Genomic DNA, 14,793 nt, shown 5'->3' with positions numbered 1-14,793 from the left:
TAATGAGTGAATGAGTGGATGAGTGAATGAGTGAATGTTGAGAGTAGTAATAAATTTAATAGTATGGCACGTTTTACAAGTATGGAGCATCTGCGGTTTTTGCTGTTTGATGTTCACCGGGTGGAGGAGCTGTTTTCGTATGAACATTTTTCGCATCTGGATGGGGAGCAGGCATGGATGATCATTGAATCGGCTAAACTGCTGGCTGAGCAGGAGATGTTTCCTTATTTCAAAGAGATGGATGCTTCTCCCGCGCAGTATGACGGTAAAGGTGGTGTGAGAACACACCCGCAGTTGCAGACCATCATCCGGAAAGCGGCTGAGCAGAACTGGATCGGAGGATATGCTTCTTTCGAACACGGTGGCATGCAATTACCCGAAATGATCTTCAGCACCGGGCATCACCTGTTCCAGGCTGCCAACAATGGAGTGGAAGGATATACCGGGTTGTCTGCAGGTGCCGCCGGACTGATTACCAGTTTCGGTTCTGCTGAGCAGATCGCCACCTATGTGCCCAGGATCTTCTCCGGTGAATGGCAGGGAACCATGGCACTTACGGAACCGCAGGCAGGCAGTTCCTTATCAGATATTGTTTGTGCTGCAACGCCTACCGGCAAGGGCTATTATACTGTAAAAGGACAAAAGATCTTTATCTCGGGCGGTGAGCACGATGCCTGCGAGAATTTTGTACACCTTACCCTGGCAAGGATACAGGGCGCCCCTGCCGGTGTAAAAGGGATCTCCCTGTTCATCATACCCAAATTCCGGCCAGGAACAGATGGCAGTCTCACTTACAATGATGTTTACTGTGCAGGCGATTTCCAGAAAATGGGACAAAGAGGATATGCTACTACCCATCTGTCATTCGGCGACAACGATGATTGTCATGCCTACCTGGTGGGCGAACCTCATAAGGGACTCAGCTATATGTTCCAGATGATGAACGGCGCCAGGATCAGTGTAGGACAAAGTGCGGCATCGGTTGCCATGGCCGCTTACCAGGCTTCGCTGCAATATGCCATGGAGCGGCCGCAGGGCAGGCTGGCCAGCGAGAAAGACCCCTCCCAGCCTCCTACCCTCATCATCCATCACCCGGATGTACAACGCATGCTGTTCACACAGAAAGCCATAGCAGAAGGGGCGCTGTCACTGGTCATGGAATGTAACCGGTTATACGACCTGACGCATGTGGCCGGTGAGGAAGAAAAACAGAAATACCAACTGCTGCTGGAGATACTGACCCCTGTTGTAAAGACCTACGCATCCGAACAGGGAAGCCGTTCCGCTGCACTGGCCATACAAACCCTGGGAGGATACGGTTATACCACCGATTTCCCTGTTCAGCAATTGTACCGGGACCTGAAGATCATGTCGCTCTACGAAGGAACCACCGGCATACAATCGCTTGATCTGTTGGGCCGTAAAGTGACCATGGAGAAGGGAAAAGCGCTGGCCTTACTGGTCGAAGAGATTCAACATACCATACAATCGGCCAATGCATACCTCGAACTGCAGAAGCATGCCGAAATGCTGGCACAGGAATTGAACCGGATCGAATGCGTTCTGGGACATCTTACCCGTTTTGCCCTGAAAGGAGACATTGACCTTTACCTGGCGGATGCCACCGTATTCATGGAAATGGTATCGTATGTAGTGATCGGCTGGCAGTGGCTGAAACAGGCTGCGGTAGCGGCAGAGAGGATAGCGAAAAAAGATTTCAGCCGGAATACACCGGCTTTTTACGAAAGCAAGATCCATACCCTTCATTTCTTTTTCCGTTATGAAATGCCGCATGCAGAAGCCTGTGCCAATACCCTGCTGGCACACGGGGGATTAACCCAGGTAAAGAACTTGGATTACTTTGCCTGATATGGCAGGAGAATATCCACATCTTTGTCCGGTCACCAGCAGAAAGCCTGCGAATAATTATATTTACCGCCTGATAAAAAGCCATCAATATGCTGAAAGTAGGAGTTTTTGGAGTGGGCCACCTGGGTAAGTTTCACCTGAACAACTGGAAGGAAATTGAAGGTGTGAAGCTGGTGGGCTTTTTTGACCCCAACAACGAGAATGCCAAAGCGGTCAGTGAGCAATACGGCCTGAAACGGTACATGGATGAAGACAAACTGATGGATGCCTGTGACATCATCGATATCATCGCTCCCACAGATCATCACTTCGCCATCTGCATGCAGGCCATCCGTAAAGGCAAACATGTATTTGTAGAGAAACCATTGGCACATACCATACAGGAAGGACGGGATATCGTGAATATGGTCCGGGAAGCCAATATCAAACTGCAGGTAGGACATGTGGAGCGATTCAATCCGGCTTACCTGGCCATCAAAGACATGCCGCTGAACCCCATGTTCATCGAAGTGCACAGGTTGGCACAATTCAACCCGAGGGGTACGGAAGTGAGCGTGATCCTCGATCTGATGATCCACGATATCGATATTATCCTGAGCCTGGTGAAAAGTGATGTGAAACATATTTCTGCCAGCGGTGTGGCCGTTATGACAGAAACGCCGGATATCGCCAACGTCCGTATCGAATTCAACAATGGCTGCGTGGCCAACCTCACCAGCAGCCGCATCAGCATGAAGAAGATGCGAAAAATGCGATTGTTCCAGAAAGACGCATATGTCGGGATCGATTTCCTGGAAAAGAAAACAGAGATCATCAAACTGAAACAACCCGATGACACCAATGTTTTCTCCTTCGACATAGATACCCTGAACGGTAAAAAAACCATTGCTATTGCCAACCCTACCGTACAACCACTCAATGCCATCAAACTGGAACTGGAAGCATTTGTAGATTCTATCCTCAACCACAAACCTACAGTTGTGAGTGAGATCGATGGTTTCCTGGCCATGGAAGTGGCCCACCAGATACTGGAGAAGATCAACAATACCAGTATACTCGTCTGACCATGCCTAACCGAAAAAAAAATATCAGCTGGTACCTTATCAGCGATTATCTTTTTTCTGTAACCGGTTTACTGTTATTTTACGCCTATTATCTATCCGGTGGCTTCAGCCTGGCAGCAATACTGAGAGCCCTGGCACTGGGCCTTGTCTGGATTATCCTATATGCATTTGCCGGTAACTATACCCAATCCCTTTATGAAAAATCAAGGCTGAACGAATTCACGTCAACCCTGATCTACAGTTTCCTGGGATCTTTTCTGATCCTATGGTTTATTCCCGGCAATGAATCTTTTTCTGTCAATTCCTTCCTGCTCTATTTTGTCCTGCAATTCCTACTGGTTTTTTTGGGCAGGAACCTGCTATTATACCAGGTGAAGATCGCACTCGAAAAAGGTGATATCGTTTTCAACACACTGATCATTGGTAATACCCCGGAAGCTGTAAAACTGTATAAAGAACTCAATAAAAACTATCGTTATCTCGGTTTTAAGACCATCGGTTTCATCACAGTCACTCCCGAAACCCGGAACGGTTTAGGCAAATGGCTGCCTCATCTGGGTACAACAGAACAGTTGGAACTTCTGATCGACCAACACCAGGTAGAAAAAGTGATCCTTGCCCTGGAAAAGAAACAACACCTGCTTACGGAAGAGCTGGTGAACCGACTGGCACAGAAGGATGTGGATATCAAACTGGTGCCCGATACGCTCGACATACTTTCGGGTTCTGTTAAAACCAACAACGTACTGGGTGCTATGCTGATCGATATCCAGAGCAGTGCCCTGTCGGCCCGGGAGCAGAATGTAAAACGCCTGTTCGATCTGCTCTTATCCGTTACCGCATTGATCCTGTTAAGTCCATTGTTGTTATTCATCGCCATTCGTACAGCCCTTTCATCAAAAGGTGGTATTGTGTACAGCCAGCAAAGAATCGGTTACAAAGGCAAACCTTTCACCATCTATAAATTCAGAAGCATGGTAGCTGATGCAGAGAAAAATGGCCCCGCACTGTCCAGCGATCACGATCCGCGCATCACAGCCTGGGGCAAATTCATGCGCAAATGGCGGCTGGATGAATTGCCACAGTTATGGAATATCATCAGGGGCGATATGAGCCTGATCGGCCCAAGGCCTGAAAGAAAGGAATACATCGACCAGATCATGCAAAGAACCCCCTACTACCGCTACCTGCTTCGGGCCAAACCCGGTCTTACTTCCTGGGGCATGGTACAGTTCGGTTATGCTTCCAGTGTGGATGAGATGATTGAAAGGATGGAGTACGATCTCATCTATATAGAGAATGCTTCTCTCCTGCTTGATTTCAAGATCATGATGCATAGCCTGCGTATTATTCTCTCGGGCAAAGGAAAATAATCTTTTCCGCCTCTAAATATTGCGGTATTTTTCACCTGATGAAACCAACTGTTCAAATCCTGCCTTCCTGCAGTATCGGGTACCAGCAATGGGACCACTGCATACAGCAGCAGACCAATGGACTCATCTATGCCAACACCACTTACCTGAATGCTTTGTCCACACAATGGTACGGTATCGTGGTTAACGATTACGAAGCAGTAATGCCCCTGCCGATTCGAAAAAAATGGGGGATCCGTTACGCTTACACACCCGCTTTCATACAACAGTTAGGACTCGTGGGCGATAGCAGGTCCGTTTCAATGGAAACGCTACTACCGATGATCAGAAGCGTTGTTCTCTATGCCGATATTCATTTTAATTTTCTGAACAAAGACTTTCTGAAATCAGTTCCGGTGATAACCAAAACCAATCTGGTCATTCCGCTTGACCGATCCATAGAGGAGATAAGAACACATTACAAAAGCGATCTGAAAGAAAATATCAGGAAAGCTGAAAAACTATCACTGGTGTACAGCCATGGCAGTATACAGGAAGCAGTGTCACATTTCAGGGAACAATATGGTTCCAGGATGCAACAGGTACAGCCTGACGACTACCAACGGTTCCAATTGCTTTGTGAAGATTTGCAATCAAAAGAACAATGCCTGGTACGATCGGTCAGCGATCAGCAGAGCGGGTTGCTAGCCATTGCGTTACTATTGAAAGACAGTCGGCGCATATATAACCTGATGAACACCACCCTTCCTGGTGGACGTCACAAAGAAGCCAATCATTGGCTGATCGACCAGATCATACAGGAGTTTTCCGGCCAGCCTTTATTGTTGGATATGGAAGGTTCTGAATTACCCGGCGTTAAAAACTTTTATGAATCATTCGGTGCAGTAGCGCAACCCTACTTTCATTACCATGACAATCGCCTGCCCTGGCCGTTACGGTGGTTAAAGAGATGACCGGTCTGCCAGGATCCTTTCTGCAACCAGCAGGTCAACCGGCCGCGTAATTTTGATGTTGGTGTATTCGCCTTCAATTAAAAACACTTCTTTGCCGGAAGCCTCTACTACCGTTGCTTCATCCGTAAAGCTGTCGGTATAGTCCCGTTGAAAAGCAGTCAGGAGTAATTCGCTCTGAAAAGTCTGCGGGGTTTGGATAATACGGACCCTGTTTCTATCCATTACAAGATGCCCGGCACCTTCTACCACCCGGATACTGTCTGTGGCCGCCACGGCAGGTATGGCGCTTCCTTTTTCCAATGCCTGTGTATAACAACGCCGGATAAGGTCTGCACTCACCAGGCAGCGCACACCATCGTGCACAAAAACAATAGAAGGGGAAGTGACACATGCCAGTCCATTCTGCACGGAATGAAAGCGGGTACTACCGCCTGTGATCACCCTGATGCGCGAGCCCCCATTCAGTTCTTTCGCAAGTTGTTCTCCTTCCAACAGGTTATCACCCGGAACTATCAGGATGATCTGCAAATCATCAAAAGCCTGCAGGAACACTTGCAGGGAATACCATAACAAAGGTTTACCCTGCAACAGCAGAAATTGTTTGGGTATGGATGTTCCCATCCTTTGCCCGCTGCCGCCCGCCACGATCACTGCATATTTCTTCATGGTGTCATTCCTTGTTTTGCACTAACAAAAAAGAGCTACCAGGGTAGCTCCTTTATTTTCTCATGTTCATAGACCTATCCCAAATATACCTATTTATAGATAGAAACTTCCGTAACACCCTTACTATTTTTCATTCCACGGTACATGCCTGCACTGTTCAATACCATGGCAGCATTGCCTTTGGCGTCTACACCAATCATACCGCCTTCTCCCTGCAAAGCCATCAGTTTCCGGTTCACCACGGTATCCATGGCTTCCTGCAAACTCAGTCCCTTATATTCCATCAGACAACTTACATCATAAGCAGCAACACTACGGATAAACATTTCCCCGTGTCCGGTACAACTGATAGCACAGGTGGCATTGTTGGCGTAGGTACCGGCACCGATCACCGGACTATCCCCTATGCGTCCATATTTCTTATTGGTCATGCCGCCGGTAGAAGTGGCAGCGGCCAGGTTCCCTTTACTGTCACAGGCAACGGCCCCTACGGTTCCGAATTTCTTGTCGCGCATCAGTTCTTCCAGGTGGTGGTTCGTATGATCCAAAGAATAGGTATCCGAATCACGGATGGCTTTCCATTGGTCGTAGCGGAACTGCGAGAAAAAATATTCATCCGGTTCCAGTTTTACCCCTTGTTTGATGGCAAAATCATTGGCTCCTTTACCACTTAGGAAAACATGGTTACTGTTACGCATCACTTCGGTGGCCAGTTCTATCGGGTTGCGTACGTTACGCACTCCGGCCACTGCCCCGGCTGACAAATCACTTCCATCCATGATGGCCGCATCCATTTCCTGAACGCCTTTCTTGGTGAATACAGCTCCCCTGCCGGCATTGAACAACACATTATCTTCCAGGATCACCAGTGCCGCTTTTACGGCGTTCACCGCTGTTCCTCCCTGTTCCAGCACGGCGTACCCCAGGTCCAGCGCCTGCTGCAGACCCTCACAGTAAGCCTGCTCCAAAGCAGGGGTCATATCCTCCTTCAGGATGGTGCCTGCACCACCATGTAATACTATGGTAAAATCTGACATATCTTTTCCGCTTATCGACGTCGAAAATAGATATTTAGTCAACTGAGAAAATCGAATTATTGAACGGGAACATTAGAGAAGGTTCAAGCCCGGACTGGATTTGTTGCAGGACGTTTAGGGCGTGATACGTGAATCGTGAATCGTGAGTGGTAAGTAGTGAGTGGGGAGGCAATAGACCAGCCCATTCACAATTGACAATTCACGACTGACGATTCACATCTCACGATTCACGACTGCCGTCTCAACAACAGCTCGCACTCATGCAAGAGCTTCTGCCGGTCGATCGGTGCGGTGCCTACTTCTTCGCAAACCAGTCCGCCGGCAATATTGGCCATCTCGGCAGCCAGCAGCATGTTGCGGGTGCTGGCATAAACAAGGGATGCTACTGCTATCACCGTATCGCCGGCACCGCTTACATCCGCAATATTACGGACATGGGTGGGGATCAGTTTCTGTTCATCACCCTGCTGGTAAAACACCCCTTTTTCAGACAAAGTGATAAACGATATTTCGTGCTGCAGGTGTGACTGCAAGCCTTTATGCATATGACTGAGCGTCTTCATATCAACGGTATCTTCCAGCAGGTTCAAGCCTTCCTTTACTTCTTTCAGGTTGGGTTTGAAAATGGTCACCCCCTGGAAAGAAAGGAAATTCTTCTTCTTGGGATCTACACTGGTTGCCACCCCATATTCCTTGCACAATGCAATCAGTTCCCTGATCACCCTCGCGGTCAGTACCCCTTTATTATAATCTTCGAATATCAGGATATCTGGTCTGCCTGCTTTGAAATAAGCGGCCACCTGGTTGATCAGCCTGGTCTCGTCCGCTGCATCGATATCTGCTGTGATCTCTGCATCCAGCCGCATCATCTGCTGATTGCGGCTCATGATGCGGGTTTTGTTGGTAGTGATCCTGTTTTCGGCAGCTACTACGTATGCTGTATTGATGCGGTTTTCGTTCAGTAAACGCATCAGCTCTTTGCCATCAGCATCTTTCCCCACTACAGAAAATATGGTTGTCTGTGCACCCAACGATACCGTATTCAATGCCACGTTGGCAGCACCTCCCACCCGCAGTTCTTTCTTTTTCAAAGCTACCACAGGTACGGGCGCTTCGGGAGAGATCCGCTCTACCACCCCCCACCAATACGTGTCCAGCATCAGGTCGCCCACAATGGCCACTTTCTTATCGGAAAAACCTGCGAACAGTTTTTTGAAATCCATCATGCCTCTTTTTTTGAATTACGCACAGCCAGGTAATACAATGGAATACCGATCAGGGTAATGATCAGTCCGGGCCAGGTGAAACTGGGCTTATATATGATCAGCATTACGCAGAATGCAATACCCATCAGCATATACAAAGCCGGCAATACCGGGTACCCGAACGCTTTGTAAGGCCTTTCGGCCCCTGGCATTTTTTTCCGGAGGATAAAGATACCAGCGATCGTGAGTACATAAAAGATGACCACGATGAACGATACCATATCCAGCAGGTCGCCATATTTTCCACTCAAACAAAGCAGGGATGCCACGATACACTGCGCCCACAATGCCCATTCAGGGACCGCGTTCTTATTGAGTGTACCCGCTTTTTTAAAGAACAGTCCATCCTGTGCCATGGTATAATACACACGGGCACCCGCCAGGATCAACCCGTTGTTACAGCCGAAGGTTGATACCATGATCATCAGAGCGATTACATAAGTGCCCACATCACCAAAGATCACATTGGAAGCAGCTACCGCCACCCTGTCTGCCTTGGCAAAAGCAATATCATGCAACGGCAATACGCTCAGGTACATCAGGTTAGCCGAAACATAGATGATGGTAACGATCAGGGTACCTAAAAAAAGACTGAACCCGATATTTTTCTGCGGATTCTTGATCTCGCCTGCGATGAAGGTTACGTTGTTCCATGCATCACTGCTGAATATGGAACCTACCATGGACGCGGCAATGGCACCAATAGCGGCAGCACCGATCAGTGGTGTGATGATGGTGGCATCCAAATTCAGGTTGGTGTCCGCGCTGCCGGTCATCTTCTGCATGCTCCAGGCATGTTGCCAGTTGGCATCCCACACATCGCTTTTGGCCATGATGAACCCGAAAATGATGAGTCCGAATAAGGACAGCAGTTTGGTCATTGTGAACGTGGTCTGGATGAGCTTCCCCCCCTTGATACCCCGGGTATTGATATAGGTAAGAAAAACGATCAGCAAAATGGATACGATCTGCGCAAGATAAATCTTGAACGATCCTATCGTCAATAACACATTGGCATCGGTCAGCTCCAGTGACGGAAAAAAATAACCTGCAAACTTACAGAACGCCACTCCCACGGCAGCAATGGTACCTGTCTGTATCACCGAAAAAAAACTCCATCCGTACAGGAAACCCACCAATGGGTTATAGGATTCTTTGAGGTATACGTATTGCCCCCCGGCCTTGGGAAACATGGCACTCAGCTCCCCGTAACTCAATGCCGCTGTCAGGGTCATGAAACCGGTGATCAGCCATACCATAATCAGCCAACCGGCGCTACCCACATTGCGGGTAATATCTGCACTAACAATAAAGATACCAGAACCGATCATGCTTCCTGCAACAATCATGGTGGCATCAAACAGTCCCAGTGTTGGTTTGAAGGAGGTCGTTTGGGTCATAAAAAAATCCCGCTTTTTGATAGCGGGATGAAGATAATAAATATGATCGAAGTTTATTTTTTCTTCTTATATAAGGCATTCAGGCCTCTGATCACATCGGGTGTGATGTTGTACACCGTGTCTTTCAGGTACATCAGGTCAGGAGAACTGGACAGGATGAAAGCATATCCTTTATCCTTGTTATACTCTTTCAGGTAGTCCTCGATCTTCTTCTTAACATCCTGCATCTTACGGAACTGCTCGTCCTGCATCTCATCGCTCATCATTTTCTCTTTTCCCTGGAAGGTCTTTTCCATCTGCATCAGTTCCTGCTGTTTGCTGGCCAGTTCTGCCTGCGACAGAGAGGCCGCCACTTTCTGCAGCTCCTGGTACTTGGCGGCAAATGTATTTTTCATATCGCCCAGGATCCTGGCATTAGCCTGGTCTTTGGCCTGCAGTTCACTGCTCACTTCTTTAAAATACTCGAACTGGTTCTGAATAGAATCCGTTTCAAAATAAGCGATCTTGAAACTTCCGGCAGGAACTGCTTTGGTTCCTACGGTGGATACCCTGTCAGCAGCAGCAGGTGAAGAAAAATGCAGGTAAAACAAAACAGCTACCGCTACAACCAATACAATGTTCAGACCAAGGCTCAGATTTTTCATGAAATGCTGATTATGATGATGCAAATGAATTTGTGTGAATGTAAAGAAAGACTCCGATATAATGAGCGATAACCCCCACGATGATAATGTTAAAAAAAGTAGGAAGCTTTCACTTCCTACTTTCTATCAATCATATAAAAATTCCGGTAATCTGTAATGCTTACTCTTCTTCGTCAAAGCTCATGGCTTCGCGGGTAGTGGCCAGTACTTCGTACTCTTCCTTGCTACCTACGATCATGTTCTCGAACTCTTTCTGACCGGAACCTGCAGGGATCAGGTGACCTGTGATCACGTTCTCCTTCAGACCCAGCATAGAATCGGTCTTACCCTGGATAGCCGCCTGGCTCAACACCTTGGTGGTCTCCTGGAAGGAAGCCGCAGAGATCCAGCTTTGTACGCCCAGAGAAGCTTTGGTAATACCCAGCAATACCGGTGTGGCTGTAGCTGGTTTTGCATCCCTTACTTCCACCAGTTTCTTATCACTTCTGCGGAGGATGGAATTTTCTTCCCTCAGTTCACGCAGGGTGATGATCATCCCTGGTTTCATCTTGGTGCTTTCACCTGCTTCGGTAACCACTTTCTTGTCGAAGATCCTGTCGTTCTCCTCGATAAAGTCGAACCTGTCTTCCAGATCCTCCTCCAGGAACTTGGTATCTCCGGCATCAACGATCTCCACTTTCTTCATCATCTGGCGAACGATCACTTCAATGTGTTTATCATTGATACGCACACCCTGTAAACGGTATACTTCCTGGATCTCATTCACCACATATTCCTGTACCGCAAATGGTCCTTTGATAGCGAGGATATCGGCCGGTGCGATCTGTCCGTCAGACATCGGCGTACCTGCTTTCACGAAGTCGCCATCCTGTACCAGGATCTGCCTTGTCAGCGGCACCAGGTATTTCTTCACCATACCATCCCTTGACTCAACAATGATCTCGCGGTTACCACGTTTTACGTTACCGAATGCCACCACGCCATCGATCTCACAAACGATCGCAGGATTACCCGGGTTACGCGCTTCGAACAGTTCAGTTACACGTGGCAGACCTCCCGTGATATCGCGGAGTTTACCTAACACACGCGGGATCTTAACCAGTACCTGTCCTGCTTTCACATCGTCACCTTCTTCGATCACGATATGTGAGCCAACCGGCAGGTTGTATTGTTTGCTTTCCTTACCATCCACAATGATGGTCGGGATCTTGGTCTTATCTTTTGTTTCGATGACCACTTTCTCGCGGTGACCGGTCTGCTCGTCAGACTCATCGCGATAAGTGATACCATCCAATACATTCTCAAAACGGATCTTACCATTCTGTTCTGCAACGATAACGTTGTTGAACGGATCCCAGGTACAGATCACATCTCCTTTCTTCACCTGTGCACCGTCTTTGATATTCAGCGTAGCACCGTAAGGAACGTTGTTGGTGATCAACAGGCGGTCATTCTTCACGTCCATGATCCTTACCTCACCGGTACGGCCAATAACGATCTTCACTTTCTCGCCTTCGTTGTTCACGGTATCTACGGTACGCAGACCATCGAACTGGATCGTACCATCGAACTTGGCTTGTAAAGTAGACTCTACAGAAGCGGAGCCCGCAACACCACCCACGTGGAAAGTACGCAGTGTCAGCTGGGTACCAGGTTCACCGATGGACTGTGCCGCAATGATACCCACTGCATCTCCTTTCTGTGCCAGGTAACCGGTTGCCAGGTTCTTACCATAACATTTCACACAGACACCACGTTTGCTTTCGCAGGTAAGTACAGAACGGATCTCAACGGTTTCAATTCCGGCTTCCTCGATCTGCTTGGCCACATCTGAAGAAATCTCTTCACCCGCCAGGATAATCAGCTCTTCGGTAACAGGATGGTACACATTATGAAGAGACGTACGTCCCTCAATTCTGTCTGACAGTGGTTCAATAATATCTTCGTTGTCTTTTAACGCTGTTGTTGCATTACCACGCAATGTTCCGCAATCCTCTTCCGAGATTACCACATCCTGTGATACGTCTACAAGACGACGGGTCAGGTAACCCGCATCCGCCGTTTTCAGGGCCGTATCCGCCAGACCCTTACGGGCACCGTGCGTAGAGATGAAGTAATCCAATACGTTCAGACCACCTTTAAAGTTAGACAGGATCGGGTTCTCAATTACCTCACTTCCGGTGCTGCCACTCTTACGTGGTTTTGCCATCAGTCCACGAATACCTACCAGCTGTTTTACCTGTGTTTTACTACCACGGGCTCCGGAATCCAGCATCATGAATACAGAGTTGAAGCCCTGTTTGTCATGTGTCATTTCGCGGATCAGGCTTTCGGTGATCTTCATATCCACACGGCCCCAGATATCAATAACTGCATTGTAACGCTCATTATTGGTGATCAGACCCATGTTATAGCTTTCCCACACTTCATTCACTTCGTCTTTGGCAGAATCCAGCAGCTGCTCCCTGATCTCAGGAACGATCAGGTCATTCACGCTGAACGACAATCCACCACGGAAGGCCATACGGAATCCGAGTGTTTTGATATCATCCAGGAACTTCGCTGTTTTAGGCACGTTCGTGATCTTGATGATGTCACCAATGATCTCACGAAGGCTTTTCTTCGTCAGCAGCGCATTCACAAATCCTACTTCCACAGGCACGTGCTGGTTAAACAATACACGTCCTACAGTGGTATCGATCAGTTTTTTCACCAGCTGTCCGTTCTCACGTACATTGGTCTTTACCTTGATATTCGCGTGCAGGTCAACCCGTCCTTCGTTGTATGCGATGATCACTTCATCCATATTGTAGAAAGCCATACCCTGACCTTTTACGATCTCGGTTTCTGTGGTTTTCTTACCCTTGGTGATGTAGTACAGACCCAGTACCATGTCCTGTGAAGGCAGGGTGATCGGCGTACCATTCTGTGGGTTCAGGATGTTGTGTGATGACAGCATCAGCAACTGGGCTTCCAGGATCGCAGCATTGCTCAAAGGCACGTGCACCGCCATCTGGTCACCGTCGAAGTCGGCGTTGAAGGAAGAGGTTACCAACGGGTGCAGCTGGATCGCCTTACCTTCTACCAGCTTGGGCTGGAACGCCTGGATAGACAGACGGTGAAGTGTAGGGGCCCTGTTCAGCAGTACCGGGTGACCTTTCAAAATATTTTCAAGGATATCCCAGATCACAGCTTCTTTACGGTCAACCAGTTTCTTGGCCGACTTCACTGTTTTCACGATACCTCTTTCAATCAGTTTTCTGATAACAAATGGCTTGAACAATTCAGCAGCCATATCTTTTGGCAAACCACACTCATGGATCTTCAGCTCAGGTCCTACCACGATCACCGAACGGCCGGAGTAGTCAACACGTTTACCCAACAGGTTCTGACGGAAACGTCCCTGTTTACCTTTCAGTACATCAGAGAGTGATTTCAGCGCACGACCACCTTCTGCTTTCACCGCGTTTGATTTACGGCTGTTATCGAACAGTGAATCGATCGCTTCCTGCAGCATACGTTTTTCGTTACGCAGGATCACTTCAGGCGCCTTGATCTCCAACAGCCTTTTCAGACGGTTGTTACGGATGATCACACGACGGTACAGGTCATTCAGGTCAGAGCTGGCGAAACGGCCACCATCCAACGGAACCAGCGGACGCAGTTCTGGTGGGATAACCGGAATATACTGCATCACCATCCACTCAGGGCGGTTGGTGATACGGGTGCTGGCATCACGAAAAGATTCAACCACGCTCAAACGCTTCAAAGCGTCTGCTTTACGTTGCTGAGAGGTTTCTGTGGCTGCAGCGTTACGCAGTGAGAAGCTCAAACTGTCCAGGTCGATCCTTTCCAGTAAAGCATGCACCGCTTCGGCACCCATTTTGGCAACGAATTTCTGCGGATCATCATCCGGCAGGTACTGGTTGTCCTTGGGCAAATTATCCAGGATGTCCAGGTATTCCTCTTCGGTCAGCAGATCACCCATGCTCAGGTTATCTTTCACACCACCCTGGATCACCACATATCTCTCATAGTAAACGATGGTCTCCAATTTCTTGGAGCTCATACCCAACAGGTAACCGATCTTGTTTGGTAAACTTTTGAAGTACCAGATATGCACCACAGGCACCACCAGTTTGATGTGACCCATGCGCTCACGACGCACTTTCTTCTCGGTAACTTCCACACCGCAACGGTCACAAACGATACCCTTGTAACGGATACGCTTATACTTACCGCAGGCACACTCATAATCCTTTACCGGTCCGAAAATTCTTTCACAGAATAAACCATCGCGCTCCGGCTTGTAGGTACGGTAGTTGATGGTCTCAGGCTTTAAAACTTCGCCAAAACTTCTTTCCAGGATACTGTCAGGAGATGCTAAGCTGATAGTGATCTGGGAGAACGTTGGTCTCGGTTTGTTATCTCTTTTGATTGCCATATTTTTTATTAGCTGCGAGCTGTGAGCTGTGAGCCCCGAGCTCTTGTTATACGTTTTAAATTCCTTTCAGACATGTTT

At 48.2% G+C, this 14,793-nt stretch carries 10 protein-coding genes; 4 read left to right on the top strand and 6 right to left on the bottom strand.

Annotation, left to right across the window (positions count from 1 at the left end; all coding sequences use genetic code 11):
- Positions 1-63: 63 nt before the first annotated feature.
- From ACH3Y6_RS11015 to ACH3Y6_RS11000, 4 genes are all read left to right on the top strand, one after another.
- A complete protein-coding gene (locus tag ACH3Y6_RS11015) occupies positions 64-1,869 on the top strand; it encodes an acyl-CoA dehydrogenase family protein (protein ID WP_490835662.1) in 1,806 nt (601 codons plus the stop codon).
- Positions 1,870-1,958: 89 nt separating this feature from the next.
- Positions 1,959-2,933 carry a Gfo/Idh/MocA family oxidoreductase gene (locus tag ACH3Y6_RS11010; RefSeq protein ID WP_490835661.1) on the top strand — a complete coding sequence of 325 codons (975 nt, stop codon included), beginning with the start codon at positions 1,959-1,961 and terminating at the stop codon, positions 2,931-2,933.
- A gap of 2 nt (positions 2,934-2,935) precedes the next feature.
- Positions 2,936-4,306: a sugar transferase gene (locus ACH3Y6_RS11005; RefSeq protein ID WP_490835660.1), complete on the top strand. Its 1,371-nt coding sequence runs from the start codon at positions 2,936-2,938 to the stop codon at positions 4,304-4,306.
- Positions 4,307-4,344: 38 nt separating this feature from the next.
- On the top strand, positions 4,345-5,259 hold the full coding sequence (locus ACH3Y6_RS11000) for a hypothetical protein (protein ID WP_490835659.1): 915 nt from the start codon (positions 4,345-4,347) through the stop codon (positions 5,257-5,259).
- Here ACH3Y6_RS11000 and ACH3Y6_RS10995 read toward each other — a convergent pair.
- The 6 genes from ACH3Y6_RS10995 to rpoC all read right to left on the bottom strand — a co-directional run bounded on the left by ACH3Y6_RS10995 (position 5,248) and on the right by rpoC (position 14,715).
- Entirely contained in the window at positions 5,248-5,925 is a 678-nt protein-coding gene (locus ACH3Y6_RS10995; RefSeq protein ID WP_490835658.1) for a 2-C-methyl-D-erythritol 4-phosphate cytidylyltransferase, read from the bottom strand. The genes ACH3Y6_RS11000 and ACH3Y6_RS10995 overlap by 12 nt on opposite strands.
- A gap of 89 nt (positions 5,926-6,014) precedes the next feature.
- Positions 6,015-6,962 (bottom strand): isoaspartyl peptidase/L-asparaginase family protein, encoded by a 948-nt coding sequence (locus ACH3Y6_RS10990; RefSeq protein ID WP_490835657.1) that lies wholly within the window; start codon positions 6,960-6,962, stop codon positions 6,015-6,017.
- A gap of 227 nt (positions 6,963-7,189) precedes the next feature.
- Entirely contained in the window at positions 7,190-8,188 is a 999-nt protein-coding gene (locus ACH3Y6_RS10985; protein WP_490835656.1) for a bifunctional heptose 7-phosphate kinase/heptose 1-phosphate adenyltransferase, read from the bottom strand.
- Positions 8,185-9,627, bottom strand: coding sequence for an APC family permease (locus ACH3Y6_RS10980; RefSeq protein ID WP_490835655.1), 1,443 nt, complete (start codon positions 9,625-9,627; stop codon positions 8,185-8,187). The genes ACH3Y6_RS10985 and ACH3Y6_RS10980 overlap by 4 nt, the downstream gene beginning before the upstream one ends.
- A 53-nt stretch (positions 9,628-9,680) precedes the next feature.
- Positions 9,681-10,271, bottom strand: a complete 591-nt coding sequence (locus ACH3Y6_RS10975) for an OmpH/Skp family outer membrane protein (RefSeq protein ID WP_490835654.1) — start codon at positions 10,269-10,271, stop codon at positions 9,681-9,683.
- 160 nt (positions 10,272-10,431) lie between these two features.
- The gene (gene rpoC / locus ACH3Y6_RS10970) at positions 10,432-14,715 is read right to left on the bottom strand and encodes a DNA-directed RNA polymerase subunit beta' (protein ID WP_490835653.1); all 4,284 of its coding nucleotides are present in this window, start codon (positions 14,713-14,715) and stop codon (positions 10,432-10,434) included.
- Between the last annotated feature and the right edge of the window lie 78 nt (positions 14,716-14,793).

Source organism: Sediminibacterium sp. FW305-C-269 (assembly GCF_058231045.1).
This window is presented reverse-complemented; position numbering and strand designations above follow the sequence as displayed.

What these genes read in the sequence shown, in the direction of transcription:
- ACH3Y6_RS11010 (WP_490835661.1), top strand. Translation starts at nt 1,959, where the DNA reads ATGCTGAAAGTAGGAGTTTTTGGAGTGGGCCACCTGGGTAAGTTTCAC.
- ACH3Y6_RS10985 (WP_490835656.1), bottom strand. Translation starts at nt 8,188, where the DNA reads ATGATGGATTTCAAAAAACTGTTCGCAGGTTTTTCCGATAAGAAAGTG.
- ACH3Y6_RS11000 (WP_490835659.1), top strand. Translation starts at nt 4,345, where the DNA reads ATGAAACCAACTGTTCAAATCCTGCCTTCCTGCAGTATCGGGTACCAG.
- ACH3Y6_RS11005 (WP_490835660.1), top strand. Translation starts at nt 2,936, where the DNA reads ATGCCTAACCGAAAAAAAAATATCAGCTGGTACCTTATCAGCGATTAT.
- ACH3Y6_RS10990 (WP_490835657.1), bottom strand. Translation starts at nt 6,962, where the DNA reads ATGTCAGATTTTACCATAGTATTACATGGTGGTGCAGGCACCATCCTG.
- ACH3Y6_RS11015 (WP_490835662.1), top strand. Translation starts at nt 64, where the DNA reads ATGGCACGTTTTACAAGTATGGAGCATCTGCGGTTTTTGCTGTTTGAT.
- ACH3Y6_RS10975 (WP_490835654.1), bottom strand. Translation starts at nt 10,271, where the DNA reads ATGAAAAATCTGAGCCTTGGTCTGAACATTGTATTGGTTGTAGCGGTA.
- ACH3Y6_RS10980 (WP_490835655.1), bottom strand. Translation starts at nt 9,627, where the DNA reads ATGACCCAAACGACCTCCTTCAAACCAACACTGGGACTGTTTGATGCC.
- rpoC (WP_490835653.1), bottom strand. Translation starts at nt 14,715, where the DNA reads ATGGCAATCAAAAGAGATAACAAACCGAGACCAACGTTCTCCCAGATC.
- ACH3Y6_RS10995 (WP_490835658.1), bottom strand. Translation starts at nt 5,925, where the DNA reads ATGAAGAAATATGCAGTGATCGTGGCGGGCGGCAGCGGGCAAAGGATG.